Here is a 17,112-nt window from a genome sequence, read left to right as displayed (position 1 = left end):
CGAGCGCGGCAGGCGTCAGCCGGCGACCAGGCGCGAGGTGCCGGCCTCGTACTCGGTGAGGTCGCCGTCCTCGCCGGCCCGCACGGCCCGCCCGCCGACCACGAGCATGTACGCCAGGAACGCGCCCAGCGCCGCCGCGCCGATCGCGATCTTCACCGCGACCGGCCAGGGCGCCGGCGTCACGAAACCCTCGATCACGCCGGAGAGGGCCAGGACGAACACGAGCCCGATCGCGATCGTGCCGAGCGATCGTCCCGCCGCCGCCAGTGCCTCGCCACGCGAGCGCGGGCCCGGAGCCACCCACGCCCAGAAGATCTGCAGGCCCGCCGCCGCGGCCACGAGCACCGCCGTGATCTCCAGCAGGCCGTGCGGGAGGATGAAGGAGAAGAACACGTCGCCACGGCCGAAGGCGAACATCACCGCCGCCGCCGTGCCGATGCCGACCGCGTTCTGCACCAGCACCATGAGCGGCCAGATGCCGGTCACCCCGAACAGGACGCACTGCGCGGCGATCCACGCGTTGTTCGTCCACACCGTCCCGGCGAACACCGCGGCGGGGTTCTCGCTGTAGTACGACGTGAACTCCTCCTCGGCGTAGTACTCCAGGTCTGCGCGGTCGCCGAGGGCCGCGACGGCGGCCGGATCGCCGGCGATCCATCCCGCCACCAGCGCCGTGACCGCGAGGAAGCCGACGGCCACGGCCAGCAGCATCCAGCGCACGCGGTACAGCGCCGCCGGCAGCTGACGCAGGAAGAAGCGCGGCACGAGCGCTCCGGAGTGCTCGCGCACGCCCGTCAGCCGCAGCCGGGTGCGGGCCAGGAGGGTGGAGACGTAATCGCCCTGCGGGGTGCGCCCGGCGGAGGTCTTGATGTCGGCGAGGTCGGCGGATGCCGCGCGATAACGCGTGACGAGTTCGTCGACGTCGGCGCCGGAGAGGTGGCGCGCGCGGCTCAGAGCGTCCAGTCTCGCCCACTCCTCCCGGCGTGCGGCGGTCAGGGCGTCGAGATCCATTTGCTTTACTGTACCCATGGCGCAAGGCCCCTCCCCCGACCTCGTGCGCGTCGCGCAGGACGAGACCCTCACCGGTGAAGCCGTCGCCCTGGATGTGCAGTCGGCGGGGTTCTTCCTCCGGGCCCTGGGCGCGCTGCTGGATTTCCTCGCCGGGGTGACCGTGCTGCTGCTGATGGCCGCGGTCGTGACGTGGCTGGTGAACGCCGGCGCGCTCAGCGAGGCGATGATCCCCCCGGTGGCGATCACGGTTCTCGTGCTGGTCACCGTCGTCGTGCCCACGACCGTGGAGACCCTCACACGCGGGCGGAGCCTCGGCAAGCTCGCCGTGGGCGCGCGGATCGTGCGCGCCGACGGCGGGGCGATCGGATTCCGGCACGCATTCCTGCGGGCGCTCGTCGGCGTGCTGGAAGTGTGGTTCACACTGGGTTCGCTCGCCGCTCTCGTGGCGATCTTCACGCCGCGCGCGCAGCGGCTGGGCGACCTGCTGGCCGGCACCTACAGCGAGCGCACCCGCACGCGACCGCTGCCGGATCCCGCACCCGGGGTGCCGCCGGTGCTGGCCGGCTGGGCGACCGTCGCCGACGTCGCGCGGCTTCCCGACCGCCTCGCCGCGCGCATCGCGCAGTTCGTGCGGGCGGCACCGGAGCTCGACCCGGCTGCGCGGCTCCGGCTCGCCGAGACCCTCGCGGTCCAGGCGCGCCCCTTCGTCGCGCCGCTGCCGCCCGTGGACGCCGACGTGTTCCTCCACGGCGTCGCCGCGGTACGGCGCGACCGCGAGCTGCGCGCCCTCCGCCTGCAGGACGAGCGCGTGGCCGCGCTGGTCCCCCCGGCCTCCTGACCCGCCGCATCCGCCCTAATCAGGAGGATCGCCGAAATCAGGCCCGGATGCGCCCGATCGGGCCTGATCTCGGCAGATCGCCTGTTCTCGGGCGATCTGGCATGGGTCAGACGCGCAGGGTCTCGTGGCGCACGACGACCCAGCCGCGCGGCACCGAGAGCCGGTCGGTGTGGATGGCGCACAGGTCGTGCGCGTGCGGGTCGTCGACGCGTCCCAGCGGTCCGATGACGGCCATCTGATCGCCGTAGTCGTACGTCAGTGTCGCCACGGCCTCACGGGAGCAGGCCACCTTGGAGCAGAGTCTGTCGCGCATATCGCCGCCAGCCTAACCGCGGGCTCCGTCATCGCCGCAGCGCCTCGCCGCCCGCGTCGTAGGATGGGGCCATGGTCCGCCGACGCACGCGCGAGCGTCTCCGCGCGAGACCCCCGCGCCATGGCCGTCACGGCCGCGAGAACCGCAGCCCGGTCGTGCGGCCGCCGCTGCCGCCGCTGGATACGCGCACGGAACGGTTCGACCTGGCCGTGGGCACCGCGGCGGAGTTCCTGCGCTCGGCATGGGAGGAGCTGCGGGACGTGTCGTTCGAGATCGGCGTCCTGCCCCCCTCCCCCGACGATCAGGGAATCCCGCGCTGGCGCGTGCTGCAGGAGCAGAAGCGCATCATCCTCTATCGCGTGCCGATCGAGCGGCTCAGCCACCTGCACCGCAACGACGACCTGCACCGGCGGATGATGATCGAAAGCGCGGTCTTCCGCGCCGCGGCCGAGTACCTCGACCGCGATCCGTGGGACCTCGGACCGGAGCGCTTCCGGTACTTCTGACCCGGCGGCTACGGGAAGACGACGATCGGCGGGGCCGCCGCATCCGCGCCCCACACCGGATATCCGGCGAGCGCGCCCGCCGCGGCGAACGACACGCCCGCACGCACCGGCGCGGACGGGTCGAGCGTGTAGACGCCGGATTCGGCCAGCTCGACCTGGACGGCGCCGGATGCGGGCACCTCCACGTCCCGCGTGGATCCGGTCGGCGACGTCAGGACGACCGTGGCGTCGGCGGCGCGGTCGTTGACGAACGACATCGTCGGCGCCGTGCCGCCGGGCACCGCGACCGCCGTGGGCAGGTCGACCTCGGGCGCGGCGGCGAACCACGCGTAATCCGACCCTTCGCCGAACCCGGTCGTGCTCCACACGCCGGCAACGACCGGGGCATCGGCCTCGACCACGACGGAGTAGGTGCCGGCGGCAAGGCCCGGCAGCTCCAGCTCGATCGGGATCCCCGCCGCGAGGGGAACCGTCGCGGTCTCCCCCACGGCACGCCCGGTCTCGTCCTGCACCGACACCTGGGCCTCGCCGTCGCCGGCGGGGGCGAGCACGCGCACGATGGCGCGCGCCTGCGCGCCCTCATCGGCGGCGGGGGCGAGCATGACCACGCCGGGGATGACCTGCCGGTCGGCGGCCGCTGCCAGGGGGCTCACCTGGTCGACGCCGCCCGGCAGGAGCGTGCGGGTGAGGCTGGACTGCACCGCCACCGCCACCGGCGCCCCGGCCGCCGTCACGTGCACGACGGGGCTGGCCTCATCGCGCAGGAGCCCCGCGAGGGGCACCACGATCTGGCTCCGGGCCGGCACGACGCGGTCCACGCCACCGGGCGCGCTCTGCGCCCCGGCCGCGCCGTACACCGTCACCTGCACCGTGGCGGCGACGACACCGGGGTTGGTGAGCACCACGAGGTCGTTGGAGCCGGTCGTGGTGGCACCCCCCACGACCCACGACTCCAGGAGGGGAGGCCGGCACGCGGATGCGGCGTACCCGCGCAGATCCGCCGCTTCCACCGACGCCGACCCGGCCGCCGCGAACGCGGCGGGGGCGGAACCGTCGGGAGCGGCGGTGAAGCTCAGTGGTCCCTCGTCCGGCACGGGGCCCGTGAGGGCGCGCTCGGACGCGTCGGCGCTGCCGGGCCCGGAGACGACGGACTGTGCGGCGGCGAGGTCGAGCTGGCCGGCCTGCTCGACGGTGCGCCCCAGCACCAGCAGCGGCCCATCGCACGCGAGCACGGTGTCCGAGGGGGCCGGCGTCGCCTCCACCCGCACGGGTTCGGTGGACACGGTGGGCCAGGGGAACGCGATGGCCAGCACGACCGCGATGACCACGGCCACCGCGGCGGCGGCACCCGCGATCACACGCGCGCTGGTGAGGGCCCAGCCGAATCGGCGACGCTCGGTCATCGGGCCTCCCGGTGTGCGGGGCCGACGATGCGCGGGGTGCGCCGCGCGATGCGCCGGCTGGCTGCGGTGGGCACGGCCAGGAGCAGCCCGATGACGACGACGGCGATCTGCAGCACCGCCAGCAGACGGGCCGTGTCATGCACCGCCGCGCTCGCGTCGGGTCGGGGCTCGACGTCGCCGGTCACGCGCCACAGCACGCCGTGGGAGGCCGCATCCAGTCCATCGCGCTGATCCAGCGCCGTGGATGCGGCCAGCCGCAGTGCGCGCACCGCCTCGACGTCGTCGGCGGGGGCTGCGAGCATGACGAAACCGATGCCGCGCGCGGCGAGCGCTTCGACGGCGGCGGGCCCGGTCGAGGTCACGAGGTCGGCGGAGAGGGCCGCGAGCTCGCGGTCGGCCTCCGTGGGTGCCGTGCGGGTGGCTTGCAGGGTGCTCTGCCCGCCGAGCGTCTCGCTGCCGCCCCACACGACCTGCACGACCATGCCGTCTCCGCGCGGGTCGAGCACGATCGTGCCGGTGCGGACGTCACCGCGGCCCTCGGCGGCGACATAGGCGGGGAGGGTGGACGCGGGGCCGTTGGTGAGCGCGGCGGCATCCCGCGCCGGCGCCGTCAGTGCGGGCAGCGCCGCCGCGGCCACGCCGCCGGCGAGGATCAGCGCGACGGCGGGCCGCAGCATCCGCACGCGGGGCACCAGCCCGGTGTCCAGGGTCACCATCGCCGCGCCCAATGCGCCGGCCCATGCCAGGCTCAGCCCGGCGCCCGGCCACAGCGACACCGCCGATGACCCGGCGAAGGAGACCGCGATCCCCACGGCGCCGAACGCGGTGGCAAGTCCCAGCAGCGCCAGTGCCACCATCGCCGCGGCGGCGGGCCAGCGGGGAGTGATCAGCGACGCCAGGGCGAGCAGGCCCAGCGGCGCCACCAGCAGGGGAACCCACCACACCGGCGCCCCGGCGAGGAAGGCGCTCCACCCGGCGGGGTCGGCCGTGGGGAAACCGGCGGCCAGCAGCAGCCGCCCGCCCGCGTCGGCGGCGACGGCGCCGCCGGTGGGGGGCCCTGGGTCGGCGAGGATCGCCAGGAGGCTTCCCGCACGCGCATGCGCCCACACCAGTGGGGCGAAGAAGACCGCCGTCGGCACCAGGAGCCACACGATCTTGGCCACTCCCCGGCCCCGCCGGGTGGCGACGACGGCGACGAGGATCGCCAGCCACGCCACGAGCACGGCCGGGGCCAGCGACGGCGCGCATGCCAGCACCGCCACCAGGAGCACGGATGCCCCGCCGGCGCTCGCCCACGACCGGTGCGCGACGCTGCCGGTGTACAGCAGCCACGGCAGCAGGAGGTGCACGAGCACCGCCGTCGGACGCCCGTCGATGAGGGCCGTGAGGAACGGCGGCGCCAGCGCCCACGTGACGGCCGCGATGATCCGCAGGAGCGAGCGCTCGGTCACCCGGGTCGCCGCGAACCACGCGCCGAGGACGGCGAGGGGCAGTGCGAGCAGCCACAGGATCACCAGTGCCCGCGACGGGTCGGCGGGCCAGAGCGTGCCCACCACCGCCACCACCGCGGCGAAGGGGTCGGCCGGGGCGATGTCGGCCAGGCCCAGGGCGCGCTGACCGTACGCGGCATCGGCCCACAGCTCAGCGACGCGCGAGCGGAGCGGAAGCAGCGCGCCGCCCCCGAGCACCGGCCAGGCCAGGAGGGCCGGGAAGACCGCCACCGACACCACCGCCGCAGCCAGCACGGTCCACGCGCCCCCGCCGGTGAAGAAGCGCAGCTCGGTGCGCACCGGCGCGGAGGGATCGGCGCCGTCCCCGTCCCAGCGCAGCCGCAGCTGCGCGTGACTCACGCGCAGGGGGGTCAGCCGCGTCCACCCGGCGCGGCGGGTCGCGCGGATCTGCCGCCGCGCGCGGGCCACCGCGCCCCACCGCACGAGCACGACGAGCGTCGCCCACCATTCCGGTCCGACACGGCCGGGCTGCTTGGCGACCAGGAGGGCGACCGTGCGCCACACGGCGAGCGGAAGCAGGGAGAGCCAGTGCAGGGGCACCGCGACGGCGGGGGCGTACACGAGCCGGCGGTGCAGCTCGGCGGTGCGGATGGCGAACTCCCGGCGGGTGGAGCGGTGCTCGGTGGGGAGCCCTGCCACCCCGTCGCCGGCCACAGCGACGACGGCGGAGGGCACGAGGGTGACCCGCTCCCCCGCCAGCCGCGCACGCACGCCGAGATCGAGTCCTTCGTCGGCGCCGGCGAGCGCGGGATCCAGCCCGCCCAGCTGCCGCCATGCCTCGCGCCGTACGAGCACGCCGCGGATGTCGGTGCCGAGCACGTCCTGCGCGGCGTCGTGCTGTCCCTGATCCAGCTCGCCCGCGGCCAGCTCGATCGCCCTCCCCATCGGCGACATGCTCACCCCGAGCGAGACGATCTCGGAGCGGTCGTCCCAGCGGACGAGCTTGGGGGCGGCGAAGGAGACGGAGGCGGCCAGTTCGAGGGCGCCCGCCAGGCGCGTGAGCGCCTCGGGGTCAGGTGCGGTGTCCTGCGCGAGCAGCCACACGGCGTCTCCGGTCAGGCGCGGCGTGGCCATCGCGGTCGCCGCGGCGAAGCCGGTGCCGTGCGCGGCGGTGATGACCCCCTCGGCGCCCGAGCGGGCGGCGATGTCGCGCAGGTCCGCGTCGCCGCCGCACAGGACGATCGTCAGGGCGTCGACGGGCCGGGTCTGCGCGGCCAGTGCCGCCAGCGTGGCCCGCAGGTGTGCGGCAGCGGGCGTGCGCCCTTCCGGACGCACGACGAGGATCGCGTGGACTCGAGCGGGCATGACGGAGTCAGCCTAGGCCGATCTCGCGTGCGCACCGCGGCGCACGCGCCGCGGGAGAGGGGATCGGCTCAGCTCGCGCGGCGCTTGAGCTTGCGACGCTCGCGCTCGCTCAGACCGCCCCAGATGCCGAAGCGCTCGTCGTTCTGGAGGGCGTACTCCAGGCAAGCGTCGCGCACGTCGCACGAGGTGCAGATGCGCTTGGCGTCGCGGGTGGAGCCGCCCTTCTCCGGGAAGAAGGCCTCGGGGTCGGTCTGCGCGCACAGCGCGTCGGACTGCCAGGAGAGCGGATTGTCCTCGACGACGTCGACGTCGCGACGCACACCGGGCACGCCCAGATGAACGGGATCGACGAACCAGTTGTCGGGTACGCCGGAACGATACTGTGATCCAGCCATCTCGTCTCCCGCTTCCTCAACCCCACGCCGGCCGCGTGTACCCCTAATTACACCGGTGTGATTCGTCGCGGTCAAGTCGCAGAGCATAAACCCTCACCCCCGACTTCAAACTTCACCACGCCCACGGCGTGTCGGGGTTGTTATGGCCGGCCGGGCATCGCCACGAACGCACGGCCGGCGCCGGCCAAGCGCAACGGGCTCTCCACGGCGCTGGCCACGAGCGCCTGCCCCGGCTGCAGCGTGACCCGCTCCCCGCTGGCCCCGGTGACCTCGACGATGCCGCCGACGGCGACGGCGAGCGCGATGCCGCTGAGGTCGAGTTCGGCGGTCCCGGTGTCCACCGTCACGGCAGCCAGGGCGAAATCCGGCACGCCGGCGTCGAAGAGCTGCACACCGGGGGCCACCTCGCGCGGTGCCAGGAGGGGCGCACCCGACGGGGTGGCATCGAGCACCGACAGCAGCTCGGCGGCGTCGACGTGCTTGGGGGTGAGCCCGCCGCGCAGCACGTTGTCGCTGGCGGCCATGAGCTCGACGCCCAGGCCCGCCACGTACGCGTGCAGCACCCCGGCGGGCACGAACAGCGCCTCGCCGCGCATGAGCGTGACGAGGTTCATCAGCAGCGCCACGACCACGCCCGGGTCGCGCGGGTGGGCCTTCGCGAGAGAGCGGGCCAGCGCGAGCTCTGCCGCGAACTCCTCCGACCTCGCCCCGTCGATCGCCGCGATGACGTCGACGACGTCCTCGGACGAGGCAGGCCCGAGCAGCCACGCGATCGCTTCGCGCAGCGTGGCCGTGGCATCCGCACCCTCCAGGTGCGCACGCAGTGCCCGAGTTCCCGGCCCGTCGCCGAGGGCCTGGACCAGCCGGCGGGTGGCGTCCAGCTCGCGGAGGCCCGCGAGCGCCTCGAACCGCTCGCTGATCGCGACGATCAGCTCGGGCTTGTGGTTGTCGTCGCGATAGTTGCGCTCCGCCGCGTCGCGCGGCACCCCCGCGGCCTCCTCCCGCGCGAACCCCGCCTCGGCCTGCGCCTTGGACGGATGCGCCTGGATCGACAGCGGCGCTCCGGCGGCCAGCAGCTTCAGCAGGTAGGGCAGGCGGGCCGGCACGCCCAGCGCCGCCGACTCCTCCGCCAGCCACGTGTCCAGTGTGCGGCCGGACCCGTCCTCCACCAGCGCCGGGGAACCAGGGTGGTCACCGAACCACACCTCCGCCTCCGGTGCACCGGACGGGCGGCGCCCCTCGAGCTCGGCGATCAGCGTGCGCGATCCCCACGCGTAGTCGCGGGGCGAGTTCGAGATGCGGGTGAGCACGCGCCCAGCCTACGACCCGCCCGGGCGCTACCCTGAGATGCCATGGCGGTTCACACGAAGCATCCTGTCTCCGCGCCGCCCACCCCGCCCGCGCGGGAGAAGACCGCGCACCTCCTGCTGCGCGGATGGTGCGTGTTCGTGGTCCTGCTCGCCCTCGGCGGAACGGCATGGGTGCACGCGTTCGGCGATGTCGTCGCCGGCGCGATCACGCTCGTGTCGGGGGTCGTCTCGATCGTGCTGTGGCTCGTCGTGCGTCCGCCCGTGCAGGGGCGGCGGATGCCGTGGCTGGCGCTGGGCTACATCGCCTGGGCGGGCGCGTCCCTCATCTGGAGCGCGTGGCCCGCCACGACGGCGCTCACGTGGTTCCTGCTGGCGATCACGACCCTGCAGGGCCTGTTCGTCGCGGCCGTCCTGACGTGGGCGGAGATCGTCCGCACGATCGCGTCGGCACTGAAGTGGGTCATCGCGTTGAGCCTGCTGTTCGAGCTGTGGGTGTCGCTCTTCATCCAGGGTCCGATCCTGCCCGGATGGGTGCGCCCCACCGAGAAGATGGACCCGATCGTCTACTGGTCGCGCGACAACCTGTTCGACTGGGATGCGCGCATCCAGGGCATCTTCGGCAACTCCAACCTGCTCGCGGGCGTCTCGGTGCTCGCTCTCGTCGTCTTCGCGATCCGCCTGGCCGCGCGGGCACCGCGCCGCGCCCTGCTGCTGGCCTGGATGGCCGCGGCGGCGTTCCTGCTGGTTCGCGCGGGGTCGGCCACCGCCTACCTCTCCGTCGTCGCCATCGCCGTGGTCCTGGGCACCGTGCTGCTCATGCGCACCGCCCGCCGGCCCGGGGAGCGCACGCGCTGGTACGTCCTCTACGCCGTCGTGGGGTTGGGCGGCGGAGCGGCGCTGTGGTTCGCGCGCGACGCGATCTTCCGCATCCTGGGCCGCTCGGCCGACCTCACCGGACGCGAGCAGATCTGGCAGCAGGTGCTCGAGCGCGCGACGCAGCATCCGGTCATCGGATGGGGTTTCGCCACCCCGTGGCTGCCGGATGACCCCCGCTTCGACGGGTGGATCATCGACCACGGCGAGACCGTGCTGCAGGCGCACAGCATGTGGCTGGACGCGTTCCTGCAGCTGGGCGTCGTCGGTGTCGTGCTGCTGGCGCTGGCCTACCTCGCCTTCATCTGGCGGGCGTGGTTCTTCGCGATCGACCGCCCCCGCTTCGATCTGCGCGCCGACCGCCCGTATTCGCCGCTGAGCCTGCTCCCGACGCTGTTCGCCACGCTCATGCTCGTGCAGGGGGTGTCCGAATCGGGGCCGCTGCTGGTGTGGGGCTGGATGCTGTTCATCATGCTGTCGTTCAAGATCGACCAGGCGCCGCTGGTGGGCGTGGGGCCCGCGGAGCAGAGCCTGTCGATCGAGCGCGGCGACCTGCAGAGCCGGGTGCCGTGAGCCGGGCTGTGCCGCTTCCCCTCCCGGGCCTTCCGGCACTGCTGGCCTCGGCATCCTTCGCGCGCGCCTACACCTTCACGACCCTCGCGACCGTCTTCTCCGCCTTCGCGATCCAGCGCGTCGCCGGCGAGGTGACGTTCCTCACCATCGTGGCCGGCCTGTGCGCGCTCGGGGTGGGGATGCTCATCGCCCGCCGGGCGGAGTACTCCCTCGTGCGCCTGGCGCCCACGACCGTGCTGATGTTCCTGGTCTGGACGCTCGTGACCCTCGCGTGGACCACCGACAACGCCCGCACCGTGTCGGGATGGCTGGCGCTGGCGGCCACCGCGCTGCTGGCCGTCGTCGTCGCCCTCGTCCGCGACACCCTGCAGACCGTGCGTGCGCTCGGCGACGTCCTGCGCTGGCTGCTGTCGATCTCGGTCGGGGTGGAGATCCTCTCCGGCATCCTCCTGGACATGCCCTTCGACTTCCTGGGCATCCAGGGGCGTATCGCCGAGCTCGGTCCCATCCAGGGCATCTTCGGCACCCGCAACCTGCTCGGCTTCGCCACCGTCATCGCCCTCATCACCTTCCTCATCGAGTACCGCACCCTCTCGGTGCGCACGGGCGTGGCGGTCTTCTCCGTCGTCCTGGGCGGCGTCACCGCCGTGCTCACCGACTCCCCCACCGTGTTCGTCCTCGCCGTCGCCGTCGGCGTGGCCGCCGCCGCGCTGGCCGTCGTCCGCAGCGCCCCGCCCGAGCGGCGCAGCGTCCTGCAGTGGACGATCGGCACTCTCGTCGTCATCGCCGTGGGCATCGGGTACCTGCTGCGCAACCGCATCATCGGCGTCCTCGGCGCCGGCACCGACTTCTCCCTGCGCACCGACCTGTGGAGGACCCTCCTGCCCTTCGTGCGGTTCCGCCCGGTGGAGGGGTGGGGGTGGTACGGGCCGTGGACGGCGACCGACTACCCCTTCATCGCGATCAACCTGAGCCTGGGTGAATCGCACGCCTCCGCCCTCAACGCCTACCTCGACGTCCTCCTGCAGACCGGGTGGGTCGGGCTCCTGCTGTTCCTCGCGCTCGCGCTGATCGCCCTCATCCGCGCATGGCTGGTCGCCAGCGAACGCCGCTCGGTCGTCCACGCCTGGACGCCGCTCGTCCTCGTCGCGCTGCTCGTGGACTCGCTGTTCGAGAGCTTCACCCTCAGCGGCTTCGGCTGGTTCATGCTCGTGCTGTGCGCCGTGCGCGCGGGACAGAGCAGGTCGTGGCGGGAGCGCGTGGGGGCGATGGACGACCCGGCCGATCCCGGCCTCCTGCCGCTCCCCGGCGACGCTCAGGGCCTGGGCGGGCTGCGCGGGTAGGACTTCTCCGGCGACGACGGCTCTCCAGGCCTGGGCGCCCTCATCGCGGGCCGGGCCCACGGGTATCCGCTCAGTCACGACAAGGTAGGCTGGCACGCGTTTCCACGCCCGACATCCGGAGTTCTCACGTGCCCTCAGTCTTGCAGAATGTGATTCTCCCGCTCGACCGGGACCCCGACCTCCTGCCGCTGTACATCGACGCGGAGACCTGGTCGATCATCGACGAGGACCCCGTCCGGGTCAGCGATCGCGCCCACGTCGGCAACGTGCTCGACCGCACGACCCTGCGCATCCCCGGCGGCGAGCGCGTCTCCTTCGGAACCTACTTCAACGCATTCCCCGCCTCCTACTGGCAGCACTGGACGCCCGTCCGGCGGGTGCGACTGACCGTGCGGCTCTCGGGCGGCGCGACGGTGCTGGTGTACCGATCCAACGGGGGCGGGACGCAGCAGCGGATGGAGTCGGCCCATCTCCCCGCCGACGGCAGTGAAGGCGGGGAGCTGTCCTTCGACCTCGAGGTCACGAGGTTCAGCGACGGCGGGTGGATGTGGTTCGACGTCGTGGCCGACGGCGACGACGTCGAGGTCCGCGGCGCCGAGTGGACCACGGAGGAGGAGCCGCGGGAGCGCGGCCTCGCCTCCATCGGCATGACGACGTACAACAAGCCCGACTACTGCGTCCAGACGCTGCAGAGTCTTGCCGACGCCCCCGACGTCCTCGAGCTCATCGACCGCATCTTCGTGGTCGATCAAGGGGATCAGCTGGTGTCGGAGGAAACCGGCTACGACGAAGTCGCGACGCGGCTGGGCGACACCCTCGCGATCCTGAGGCAGGGGAACCTCGGCGGCTCCGGCGGATTCTCCCGAGCGATGAGCGAGTCGCTGGAGCGCCCCGACACCGCCTTCGTCCAGCTTCTCGACGATGACGTCGTCGTCGAGCCCGAGTCGCTTCGCCGGTCGATCATGTTCGGGCGCTTCGCGTCCCGCCCGCTCCTGGTCGGCGGCCACATGTTCGATCTGCTCGACCGGCCCAAACTGCACGCGTGGGCCGAGGTGGTCGACGAACGGCCCTTCATGTGGCGCAATCTCTTCCAGGAGCGCATGCCCCATCACTTCGGTGAGGCCAACCTCCGCCAGTCCCCGATGCTGCACATGCGCATGGACGCCGACTACAACGGCTGGTGGATGTGCCTCATCCCCACGGAGGTCATCCGCCGCGTGGGTCTGGCGATGCCGGCCTTCATCAAGTGGGACGACGCGGAGTTCTGCCTGCGCGCCCGCGACGCCGGCTTCCCCACCGTGTCCCTCCCTGGCGCCGCGCTGTGGCACGTCTCCTGGCTGGGCAAGGACGACGCGATCGACTGGCAGGCCTACTTCCACGCGCGCAACCGCCTGGTCGCGGCGCTGCTGCACTCGAATGCGCCGCACGGCGGCACCCTGCTGCGCCACAGCCGCCGCATCGACCTCAAGCACCTGATGATGATGCAGTACTACCCGGTCGCGCTGCGCATGCGCGCGTTGCGGGATGTGCTCTCCGGTCCGCAGCACATGTGGCCGACACTGTCGACCGCGATGCCCGCCGCCCGCGCGCTGGCGGCGGATTTTCCCGAGACCCGTGTCCACAAGGGCACCGACGGCGTCCTCCAGGCCCGCCACGGGCGGCAGGTCTTCCGGCGCCTGCGGCGCAACGTGTTCGACAGCCCCACCGGCATCCGCCTGCGGTGGTTCACCCTCAGCACCCTCGTCCGGCACTGGTTCCACGTGCCCCGTCCCGAGAACCTGGAGACGCCGGAGGTGGAGTTCGGAAAGGGCGACGCCAGCTGGTGGCGGCTGCCCCGCTACGACAGCGCACTCGTCAGCGCGGCGGACGGGTCCGGCAAGAACGTCTACGTCCGCGACCGTGCCGCGTACCGTCGTATGCTCGTGGACACGGTCGTGCTCCACTGGAAGCTCAAGCGGCAGTGGCGTCGGCTGTCTTCCGAGTACCGCCGCGCGCTTCCCGGCCTCGTCTCCCCGGAGAGCTGGCGCACCTACCTGCAGGATCACCGGTGAGCCTCGCGACCGCCCCCTTCTCCCCCTCGTCGGCGACGATCGCCGTCGTGACGTACAACCGGTCGGGGCTCCTGACGCGCCTGCTGGAGAGCATCGAGCGGATGGACCCGAAACCGGGCCACATCGTCATCGTCGACAACGCCTCCGTGGACGACACGGCCGACGTGGTCGAGTCCTTCCGCGAGCGCGTCGGCACCCGGCTCGTCTACCGCAGACTCGAAACGAACACCGGCGGGTCCGGCGGATTCAGCGAGGGCATGCGCGTGGCGTATGAGCTGGGCTCGGAGTGGATCTGGCTCATGGACGACGACGTCGAGGTCCTCCCCGACGGCTTGGCCCGCATGGGGAAGTGGGCGCCGCGGTTCCGCAGCATCCAGGGGCGCCGCTACGACTACGACGGCAGCGAGTTCTACTGGCAGTACCGGGTCGCGGAGAAGATGGGCATCCCGATCCCGTTCGCGCCCGCAGGGTTCGACGAGTCCGGCTACAAGGAGATGAACTCCGGCTGCTTCGAGGGCATGTTCATCCACCGTGACATCGTGGCCAAGATCGGCCTGCCCGACCCGCGGTTCTTCATCTACTGGGACGACCAGCTCTACGGGTGGCTCGCCTCCCGTCACACGACGTCTGTCATCGTGAACGAGTTCGTGCTGCGCCGCACGCGCGAGATCAAGCAGTGGGACATGGGCATCCGCCACATGAACGCATCCAGCGATGCGTACCGCTACTACATCATGCGCAATCGCGCGCACATCAAGCAGTACTACCGCGCGCTGGGCGTCTACCGGCGCATCCCTTTCGCAGCCGGCACCGCCCTCACGTTCGTGAAGGAACTCATTCGGCTTCTCGCCGTCGAGCGCACCGTGCGCGGGACGAGCCATCTCTTCCGCGGCCTGCGCGACGGCGGACGCATCGCGCGTGATCGCGCCTGGAAGCCGATGCCGCCGCTGAGCGCGTCTCAGCCGGTGGCGTAGTCGGCGTTGTAGCGATCGAGCACCTCGACGATCGGTGCATCCATCGCGAGCCCGCCCTTGTCGAGGTAGAGCCCTCGCGTGCAGAAGCGACGCAGGTCCTTCTCGTTGTGACTGACGAAGAAGAGCGTCCGCCCCTCCGTGAGCAGCTCGTCGATGCGCCGGTAGCACTTCTCACGGAAGGCCCGGTCACCCACGGCGAGGACTTCGTCGACCAGCAGGATCGGCTCGTCCAGCTGCGACACGACCGAGAAGGCCAGCCGCACCTTCATGCCGTTGGACAGGTGCTTGTACGGGGTGTCGACGAAGTCGCGGATCTCGGCGAAGTCGATGATCCCGTCGAAGCGGCGGTTCACCTCGGCGCGGGACATCCCGCGCAGCCCCGCGGCCAGGCGCACGTTCTCCCGCACCGACAGGTCGCCGACGAACCCGCCCGTGATCTCGATGAGCGGGGCGACGCCGCCGTGGACGGTCACGCCGCCCTCGTCGGGGATGAGGACGCCGGCGACGAGCTTGAGCAGCGTGGACTTCCCCTGACCGTTGCGTCCGACGACCCCGATGGATTCACCCTGTCGGACGTCGAAGGTCACGTTCCGCAGGGCCCAGAACTCCCCCGGCCGCGTGCGGCGCGCGGAGCCGGCGAACAGGTCCTTGATCGTGCGCTTGCCGCGCTTGTTCCGTCGGAAACGCACGCCGAGGTCGCGTGCCTGGATCGCCGGCTCGTTGGTGCTCATCACAGTTCCTTCAGGAGGGGCCGTTCCAGGCGCCGGAACATCAGGAGACCGGCTCCGAGCAGGACGACGGAGATCACTGCAGAGCTGATGACGGCGGCGGCGTCCCACTGATCGGGGAAGAATCCCACCCGGAACAGGGTGAAGATCCCCGCGAGGGGGTTGCACACCGCCAGCCAGGAGAAGCCGCTGGGCAGGTCCGCGACGCCGTAGATGATGGGTGAGGCGTAGAACAGCGCGCGCAGCACCAAGCGTGTGGTGCGTTCGAGGTCGGCGAAGAGCACGCACAGCGGCGCCACGATGAGACCGAGCCCGACCAGGAGCATCGCCATCAGCAGCACTCCGAGCGGGAACCACAGCAGTCCCCATCCCACCGTCGCCCCCCGAGAACGGCGAACAGCACGAGCACGGGGAGGGAGAAGAGAAACTCGACGCCCTTGCTCAGCACAATCCGGTTGACCCAGATGGTCCGCGGGATGGCGGTGGATCGCACGAGGCGGGCGTCCTTGTTGAAGGCGCGCGTGAAGTCGGTGACCGCGGCGTTGAACCACATCCAGGGAAGGAGAGCGGTGATCAGGAACAGGATGTAGGGCTGCTCCCCGACGGTGCGCTGGAAGATCTGCGTGAAGACGAACCAGTAAATCAGGCTCATCACGAGCGGGTCCAGCACCGACCACAGGTAGCCGAGGGCACTCGTGGTGTAGCGGACGCGCAGATCGCGCGCCGACAGCAGCCACAGCGAGTGGAGGTAGCGCCGGGCGGATCCGGGTGCGCCGACGGCGGTGGTCACGGCATCGATCCTAGGGCGCGGCGGGGACCGGCTGCGTCAGGCTCACTCAGGCGAGGTGGTTGTTCCACATCGACAGCGCCGATCCGATGGCCATGTGCATGTCCAGGTACTGGTAGGTTCCGAGCCGTCCGCCGAAGTACACGTCCTTCTCTCCCTTGCTGAGCTCCCGATAGGCCAGCAGCCCGGCGCGGTCCTCAGGTGTGTTCACCGGGTAGTACGGCTCGTCGTCCCGGGTCGCGAAACGAGAGTACTCGCGCATGATGACCGTCTTGTCGGACGGGTAGCGGTCGGCCCGCTCGGGGTGGAAGTGCTTGAACTCGTGGATGCGGGTGTACGGGATTCCGGCGTCGGCGTAGTTCATGACGCTCGTGCCTTGGAAGTCACCCACGTGCAGGACCTCCTCCTCGAAGTCGAGGGTCCGCCACGACAGCGCGCCTTCGGCGTAGTCGAAGTAGCGGTCCACGGGGCCGGTGTACACGACCGGCACCTGTCCGACGGTCGCCGCCTTGTGCAGCGGCTGCGTCTCGTCGAAGAAGTCCACGTTGAGCTTGACGTCGATGCGCGGGTGGTCGGCCATCCGCTCGAGCCACGCCGTGTAGCCGTCGACGGGCAGCCCCTCCCACGTGTCGTTGAAGTAGCGGTTGTCGTAGGTGTAGCGGACGGGCAGGCGCGAGATCACCTCGGCCGGCAGTTCCGTGGGGTCGGTCTGCCACTGCTTGGCGGTGTAGTCCCGGATGAACGCCTCGTACAGCGGCCGCCCGATCAGGCCGATGGCCCGCTCCTCGAGGTTCGTGGCCTTCTTCGGATCGAACTCCCCCGCCTGCTCGTGGATCAACGCGCGGGCCTCGTCCGGCGAGTAGGCGGCGGTGAAGAACTGGTTGATCGTCCCCAGATTGATCGGCAGCGGATACACGACCCCGGCATGGTTCGTGTACACCCGGTGCACGTACGACGTGAAGGCGGTGAATCGGTTGACGTACTCCCACACCGTCGGGTTCGAGGTGTGGAAGAGGTGCGCTCCGTACCGGTGCACCTCGATCCCCGTCTCGGGCTCGTCCTCGCTGTACGCGTTGCCGCCGATGTGGTGGCGACGGTCGATCACCGTGACGTGGCGACCGGCGGCTGCGGCCCGCTCGGCGATCGTGAGGCCGAAGAAGCCCGATCCGACGATGAGGAGATCCATGCAGG

General features: G+C 71.7%; 14 protein-coding genes and 1 pseudogene. 6 read left to right on the top strand and 9 right to left on the bottom strand.

All coding sequences use genetic code 11. The features are described from left to right. Positions 1-15: 15 nt before the first annotated feature. On the bottom strand, positions 16-1,011 hold the full coding sequence (locus F6J85_RS04835; protein WP_150924067.1) for a stage II sporulation protein M: 996 nt from the start codon (positions 1,009-1,011) through the stop codon (positions 16-18). Between the two features lie 16 nt (positions 1,012-1,027). Between F6J85_RS04835 and F6J85_RS04830 the strand changes: the two genes are divergently transcribed. Further along, positions 1,028-1,849 carry an RDD family protein gene (locus F6J85_RS04830; protein ID WP_150924066.1) on the top strand — a complete coding sequence of 274 codons (822 nt, stop codon included), beginning with the start codon at positions 1,028-1,030 and terminating at the stop codon, positions 1,847-1,849. Positions 1,850-1,955: 106 nt separating this feature from the next. Here the strand turns inward: F6J85_RS04830 and F6J85_RS04825 are convergent, their stop codons facing one another. Continuing rightward, entirely contained in the window at positions 1,956-2,162 is a 207-nt protein-coding gene (locus tag F6J85_RS04825) for a DUF3499 family protein (protein WP_150920877.1), read from the bottom strand. A gap of 71 nt (positions 2,163-2,233) precedes the next feature. Between F6J85_RS04825 and F6J85_RS04820 the strand changes: the two genes are divergently transcribed. Next, the gene (locus F6J85_RS04820) at positions 2,234-2,668 is read left to right on the top strand and encodes a metallopeptidase family protein (protein ID WP_191639963.1); all 435 of its coding nucleotides are present in this window, start codon (positions 2,234-2,236) and stop codon (positions 2,666-2,668) included. A gap of 8 nt (positions 2,669-2,676) precedes the next feature. Here the strand turns inward: F6J85_RS04820 and F6J85_RS04815 are convergent, their stop codons facing one another. The 4 genes from F6J85_RS04815 to manA form a co-directional block, all read right to left on the bottom strand. Then, positions 2,677-4,071 carry a DUF5719 family protein gene (locus F6J85_RS04815; protein WP_150924065.1) on the bottom strand — a complete coding sequence of 465 codons (1,395 nt, stop codon included), beginning with the start codon at positions 4,069-4,071 and terminating at the stop codon, positions 2,677-2,679. Further along, on the bottom strand, positions 4,068-6,887 hold the full coding sequence (locus tag F6J85_RS04810) for a glycosyltransferase (RefSeq protein WP_150924064.1): 2,820 nt from the start codon (positions 6,885-6,887) through the stop codon (positions 4,068-4,070). The genes F6J85_RS04815 and F6J85_RS04810 overlap by 4 nt, the downstream gene beginning before the upstream one ends. Positions 6,888-6,955: 68 nt before the next feature. After that, complete coding sequence (locus F6J85_RS04805; protein WP_150920880.1) at positions 6,956-7,282, bottom strand: WhiB family transcriptional regulator; 327 nt, start codon at positions 7,280-7,282, stop codon at positions 6,956-6,958. A gap of 140 nt (positions 7,283-7,422) precedes the next feature. Next, positions 7,423-8,592: a mannose-6-phosphate isomerase, class I gene (manA, locus tag F6J85_RS04800; RefSeq protein ID WP_150924063.1), complete on the bottom strand. Its 1,170-nt coding sequence runs from the start codon at positions 8,590-8,592 to the stop codon at positions 7,423-7,425. A gap of 42 nt (positions 8,593-8,634) precedes the next feature. Here manA and F6J85_RS04795 point away from each other — a divergent pair, with 42 nt between their 5' ends. The 4 genes from F6J85_RS04795 to F6J85_RS04780 all read left to right on the top strand — a co-directional run bounded on the left by F6J85_RS04795 (position 8,635) and on the right by F6J85_RS04780 (position 14,406). After that, on the top strand, positions 8,635-10,038 hold the full coding sequence (locus F6J85_RS04795) for an O-antigen ligase family protein (RefSeq protein WP_150924062.1): 1,404 nt from the start codon (positions 8,635-8,637) through the stop codon (positions 10,036-10,038). Then, the gene (locus F6J85_RS04790) at positions 10,035-11,381 is read left to right on the top strand and encodes an O-antigen ligase family protein (protein ID WP_150924061.1); all 1,347 of its coding nucleotides are present in this window, start codon (positions 10,035-10,037) and stop codon (positions 11,379-11,381) included. The genes F6J85_RS04795 and F6J85_RS04790 overlap by 4 nt, the downstream gene beginning before the upstream one ends. Before the next feature lie 149 nt (positions 11,382-11,530). Beyond that, positions 11,531-13,432, top strand: a complete 1,902-nt coding sequence (locus F6J85_RS04785; RefSeq protein ID WP_238707061.1) for a glycosyltransferase — start codon at positions 11,531-11,533, stop codon at positions 13,430-13,432. Continuing rightward, positions 13,429-14,406: a glycosyltransferase family 2 protein gene (locus F6J85_RS04780; RefSeq protein ID WP_150924059.1), complete on the top strand. Its 978-nt coding sequence runs from the start codon at positions 13,429-13,431 to the stop codon at positions 14,404-14,406. The genes F6J85_RS04785 and F6J85_RS04780 overlap by 4 nt, the downstream gene beginning before the upstream one ends. Here F6J85_RS04780 and F6J85_RS04775 read toward each other — a convergent pair. The 3 genes and pseudogenes from F6J85_RS04775 to glf all read right to left on the bottom strand — a co-directional run bounded on the left by F6J85_RS04775 (position 14,391) and on the right by glf (position 17,107). Further along, positions 14,391-15,137: an ABC transporter ATP-binding protein gene (locus F6J85_RS04775; RefSeq protein WP_150924058.1), complete on the bottom strand. Its 747-nt coding sequence runs from the start codon at positions 15,135-15,137 to the stop codon at positions 14,391-14,393. The genes F6J85_RS04780 and F6J85_RS04775 overlap by 16 nt on opposite strands. Beyond that, positions 15,137-15,924: pseudogene (locus tag F6J85_RS04770) on the bottom strand (ABC transporter permease). The gene F6J85_RS04775 and the pseudogene F6J85_RS04770 overlap by 1 nt, the downstream one beginning before the upstream one ends. A gap of 46 nt (positions 15,925-15,970) precedes the next feature. Further along, entirely contained in the window at positions 15,971-17,107 is a 1,137-nt protein-coding gene (glf, locus tag F6J85_RS04765; protein ID WP_150924057.1) for a UDP-galactopyranose mutase, read from the bottom strand. Positions 17,108-17,112: the final 5 nt, after the last annotated feature.

Source organism: Microbacterium lushaniae (genome assembly GCF_008727775.1).
Lineage (GTDB): Bacteria > Actinomycetota > Actinomycetes > Actinomycetales > Microbacteriaceae > Microbacterium > Microbacterium lushaniae.
This window is presented reverse-complemented; position numbering and strand designations above follow the sequence as displayed.

What these genes read in the sequence shown, in the direction of transcription:
- F6J85_RS04825 (WP_150920877.1), bottom strand. Translation starts at nt 2,162, where the DNA reads ATGCGCGACAGACTCTGCTCCAAGGTGGCCTGCTCCCGTGAGGCCGTG.
- F6J85_RS04775 (WP_150924058.1), bottom strand. Translation starts at nt 15,137, where the DNA reads ATGAGCACCAACGAGCCGGCGATCCAGGCACGCGACCTCGGCGTGCGT.
- F6J85_RS04805 (WP_150920880.1), bottom strand. Translation starts at nt 7,282, where the DNA reads ATGGCTGGATCACAGTATCGTTCCGGCGTACCCGACAACTGGTTCGTC.
- F6J85_RS04795 (WP_150924062.1), top strand. Translation starts at nt 8,635, where the DNA reads ATGGCGGTTCACACGAAGCATCCTGTCTCCGCGCCGCCCACCCCGCCC.
- F6J85_RS04835 (WP_150924067.1), bottom strand. Translation starts at nt 1,011, where the DNA reads ATGGATCTCGACGCCCTGACCGCCGCACGCCGGGAGGAGTGGGCGAGA.
- F6J85_RS04820 (WP_191639963.1), top strand. Translation starts at nt 2,234, where the DNA reads ATGGTCCGCCGACGCACGCGCGAGCGTCTCCGCGCGAGACCCCCGCGC.
- F6J85_RS04830 (WP_150924066.1), top strand. Translation starts at nt 1,028, where the DNA reads ATGGCGCAAGGCCCCTCCCCCGACCTCGTGCGCGTCGCGCAGGACGAG.
- F6J85_RS04810 (WP_150924064.1), bottom strand. Translation starts at nt 6,887, where the DNA reads ATGCCCGCTCGAGTCCACGCGATCCTCGTCGTGCGTCCGGAAGGGCGC.
- F6J85_RS04815 (WP_150924065.1), bottom strand. Translation starts at nt 4,071, where the DNA reads ATGACCGAGCGTCGCCGATTCGGCTGGGCCCTCACCAGCGCGCGTGTG.
- glf (WP_150924057.1), bottom strand. Translation starts at nt 17,107, where the DNA reads ATGGATCTCCTCATCGTCGGATCGGGCTTCTTCGGCCTCACGATCGCC.